The organism is Thiocapsa roseopersicina, from assembly GCF_900106925.1.
Lineage (GTDB): Bacteria > Pseudomonadota > Gammaproteobacteria > Chromatiales > Chromatiaceae > Thiocapsa > Thiocapsa roseopersicina.
The window spans coordinates 1-3,571 of the sequence record NZ_FNNZ01000065.1 but is presented as its reverse complement, the minus strand read 5'-3'; the positions used below and the strand labels follow the sequence as shown (position 1 = coordinate 3,571).

Here is a 3,571-nt window from a genome sequence, read left to right as displayed (position 1 = left end):
GCCCACACCCCGGCCGCGCGAGACCGGGGGAGCGCTTCGCCGACCCCTATCACGCAACTTGATCGCGAAACCATCAAAATCGCTGACCGCACTCACGCAACGTCGGGGATCACTACTTCGAGGTCCACACCGAGGCCAACTTCCGTGACCTGGACGTCGCCGCCGGCGGCCCGGTGGTGCGGGAGATCTCCGGCGTATTCGACCTCTTCTGGAACGGCGACTGGTCCGTGCCCATCAGCGCCCTCGTGGATCGGCCCGCCACCCCAGCGGATCTGGAGGAGGCCCGGACGACCCTGCGCGAGCTCATCGCGGCAGACAACTATCCCTATCCGATCAATCAGGACGCCGCCGAGTTCAAGTCGATACTCAAGCACGAGATCGACAAGTTCGTCTGGGCGCCGGGGCACCTTGTCTGGGCGGACCCGGCCGAGATCGCCGCGACCGGCCGCACCACCCGAATGCCCGAGTTGCTCTACCGGCGCGTGGGGCGGCTCGACACCGAGCTGCTGATCGAATCGCCCTATTTCGTCCCACGGGATCGGGCGATCGACAGGTTTAAGGAACTGCGCGAGCAGGGTGTGCGCGTCCGGGTCCTGACCAATTCTTTGGCCTCGAACGACGTGCTGGCCGCCCACGGGGGGTACGCGGATCGCCGCAAGCAAGTGCTCCGCAGCGGCGTCGAGCTCTACGAGCTGCGCGCGGACGCCGGGGTGATCAGGAAGCGGATCGCCTTCTTCGGCGCCAAGGCGGCACTGCACGCCAAGGTGCTCGTCTTCGACCGCCAGGACGTCTTCATCGGCAGCCTCAACCTCGATCCCAGGTCATCCGACATCAACACCGAGGCGGGGCTTTACGTGGAGAGTCCGGAGCTGGCCGCCCAAGTGGTCACCTGGATGGACGAGGGGGTGTTGCCCGAGAACAGCTACCGGGTGCGGTTGGACGAGGACGGGACGGTGTCCTGGGTGACCCGGGACAACGGGCGTGAAGTGGTCTACCACCGGGATCCCGAGAGTACCGCCTGGCAGCGCTTCACGGCCGGCTTCATCGGGCTCCTGCCCGTCGAGGATCAGCTCTGATCCCACCGGTGCCTTTCCAGACAGGTCTTCCGCCATGCACCCGAGGCGACGTTTCAACCCCCTGCTCGTTGCGCTGCTGCTCCTGTTCTGCGCCGGCTGCGCGGGACCGCTTCCGGGGAAGGCCGTCGAAGAGGCGACCATCTACCCGTCTTACGGCTACCGTCGCGGCGAGCAGTGGGCGATCCCGCTGCGCATCTGGGTCCATGAGCCGCGCACGGTGACCCAGACGGCCTTCACCGGTTTGGCCGCCACGGCCGGGAGCCGGCCGGCCCCGGAGATCGCGCGGTTTCGCGACCGCCTCTCCGATCTGGTTGCGGACGACGAGTCGCGCGAGCAGGTCGCGTTCGTGTTCGACCAGGATCCTCGGCAAGAGACCTTCACGCTGCGGGAAGCCGACGGGACACCCAAGCGCAGCGACCTGAACGGCCTGATCCTCGGCGAGTTGGTGCTCACCGCGGCCCGCGCCGGGGAGATCCTGAAGGCGCAGGGTTCCAACCACGGCTGGCTGCAGCTGCATGTCGTGTCGGCAGGCCACCGGGGAAGCGCGCGGGTGCGGCTGATCGAGCCCCGCGGACTGTCGCTGATCTCCGATATCGACGACACCATCAAGGTCACCGACATCCCCGCGGGTCACGCGGTGGTGATCGAGAACACCTTCTACCGTCCATTCGTCGCCGCTCCCGGAATGGCGGAGCGGTACCGCGGGCTCGGCGACGAAACGGCGTTTCACTACGTCTCCGGCGGACCCTGGCAGCTCTATCGCCCGCTGGCGCAGTTCATCGCCGCCGCGGGGTATCCGGAAGGTTCCTTCCACATGAAGAGCGTGCGCAAGAACCTGCTTACGCCGGGTTCGTGGCAGGATCTTGCCAGGCTGGCCGGGGGCGAGGCCACGACGGAGCAAAAGCTCGGTCAGATCAGCGACATCATCGGCCACTTTCCGCAGCGCGGCTTCATCCTCGTCGGGGATTCGGGAGAGCACGACCCGGAGATCTACCGGGAGATCCGTGAGCGCTTCCCCCGGCAGATCGAGGCGGTCTGGATCCGGGACCTGGTCAATGATCGCGAGCGCCGTCCCGAACGCTTACAAGGGATGCAGATCATCGACGTCCAATGAATCCGCCGCGAGATCCTCCTCGACCATCCGCAACACGGCTTCGAGCAATGCCTCGCGCGGAAAGTCGTTATGGTCGACCAGGGTTGAGCCGAGCAACCCATGCGAACGGGCGATCGGCACCGCCAGTGCCCAATGGTCGGCATTGAGGTAGCCCATCAGCGCGCTGCCGGGGATCACTTGGTCGTAGAACAGCACTTGACTGTCGTTGCGGGCATCCACCCGGCTCAGTTTCCGGTAGCTGGACTTGAGCGCCGAGGAGATACGCTCGGGTTGCGGAAAGGTCACCAGCGAGTAATACGGCAATTCCGAGGGCAGCGCATGTTGTGCCAGCCACGCCTGGCGGGTTCCCGGACGCAGGCTCTCGACCGCGCCGCCGTCGCCGGGCGGGCAGCGCGCACCGGGCCAGTGTCGCAGCAAGGCCAGCTGTGACTGATCGGCGTTGTTTGCCAACGGCGAGCCGCCGACCGCGCCCGCGACGCTGACGACCGCGGCCACCCGCGTGCGGATCTCCGGGTAGGACACCAGCGCCTCGAGGATGTCCGGTGCTCCCTTGGAGTAGCCGATCAGCACCAAACGCGGCGCTTCGCTCCCCGGCGCCATCCGCATGATGGCGTCGCGGATCTGGCGCGCGTTGTGGGCACTGCTCGACAACCCGTCCACCTGCAGGGTGATCTGGTCATAGCCGAATCGGCGAACGTGCACGGCGCCGCTGTGCTTGAGGTCGAGCCAGTCGGAGAAGCAGTCCCACCCGACACCGGGCACCACGGCAGCGACCAGTCGGAGTCTGGATGGCCCGAGCGTCACCGGCAAACCAGTCCCCGCCGGCTCGGCTCCGACGCGGGCGAGCGCCTCGTTGCAGGGCCTGTCATCGGGCAATGCGGTTCCACGCTTCGCCAAAACCGCGCAGAAGATTTCCCGAAAGCGTCCCCGTTTGTCCTGAACGCCCGCTTGGGAAGCCGGCATCAGGACAAGCGGCGGGGTCTCGGTCGAATAGGGTATGAGCGGCGGTGTCGAGCAGCCGCTCAGGATGATGGCCGACAGCAGCAAAAGCAGGGGGATCAGGGCGTCTCCGTGCGCCCGGCACAAGCATCGCCGCTCGTCGCGAGAGATTTCCCCGGTCCGTTGTAGATGGTGACCATAGGACATTGGCGTTTCCCTGTGGAGGGGACACGGCGGCGTTTTCGAACCGGTCTCCAACCGAACAACACGCCGTGGGGAGAACGGTGCACGATGCCGCATGATTAGTCTTGATCGACCTCGTCGGCGGCGCGGTGGTCCCGACGCCCATCCCCGACCTTGCCTTCGCTCAGCAGCTTGTAGGCCACGTAGTACTTGTAGATGTTGCGCACGTAGACGACCGGCTCGCGGCTCACCACCTTGG

At 66.4% G+C, this 3,571-nt stretch carries 3 protein-coding genes; 2 read left to right on the top strand and 1 reads right to left on the bottom strand.

Annotated elements, in window-relative coordinates:
* The first annotated feature begins 176 nt into the window (after window positions 1–176).
* Together BLV04_RS24075 and BLV04_RS24070 are read left to right on the top strand one after the other, a co-directional pair.
* Entirely contained in the window at window positions 177–1,076 is a 900-nt protein-coding gene (locus BLV04_RS24075; protein ID WP_139192041.1) for a phospholipase D-like domain-containing protein, read from the top strand.
* Between the two features lie 34 nt (window positions 1,077–1,110).
* Complete coding sequence (locus tag BLV04_RS24070) at window positions 1,111–2,190, top strand: phosphatidate phosphatase App1 family protein (RefSeq protein WP_093038659.1); 1,080 nt, start codon at window positions 1,111–1,113, stop codon at window positions 2,188–2,190.
* Here BLV04_RS24070 and BLV04_RS24065 read toward each other — a convergent pair.
* Entirely contained in the window at window positions 2,158–3,276 is a 1,119-nt protein-coding gene (locus BLV04_RS24065) for a hypothetical protein (RefSeq protein WP_093038663.1), read from the bottom strand. The two genes, BLV04_RS24070 and BLV04_RS24065, sit on opposite strands and share 33 nt — an antisense overlap.
* Between the last annotated feature and the right edge of the window lie 295 nt (window positions 3,277–3,571).

Bases quoted from the DNA above. Each gene is read 5' to 3' on its own strand.
- BLV04_RS24070 (WP_093038659.1), top strand. From the start codon at position 1,111: ATGCACCCGAGGCGACGTTTCAACCCCCTGCTCGTTGCGCTGCTGCTC.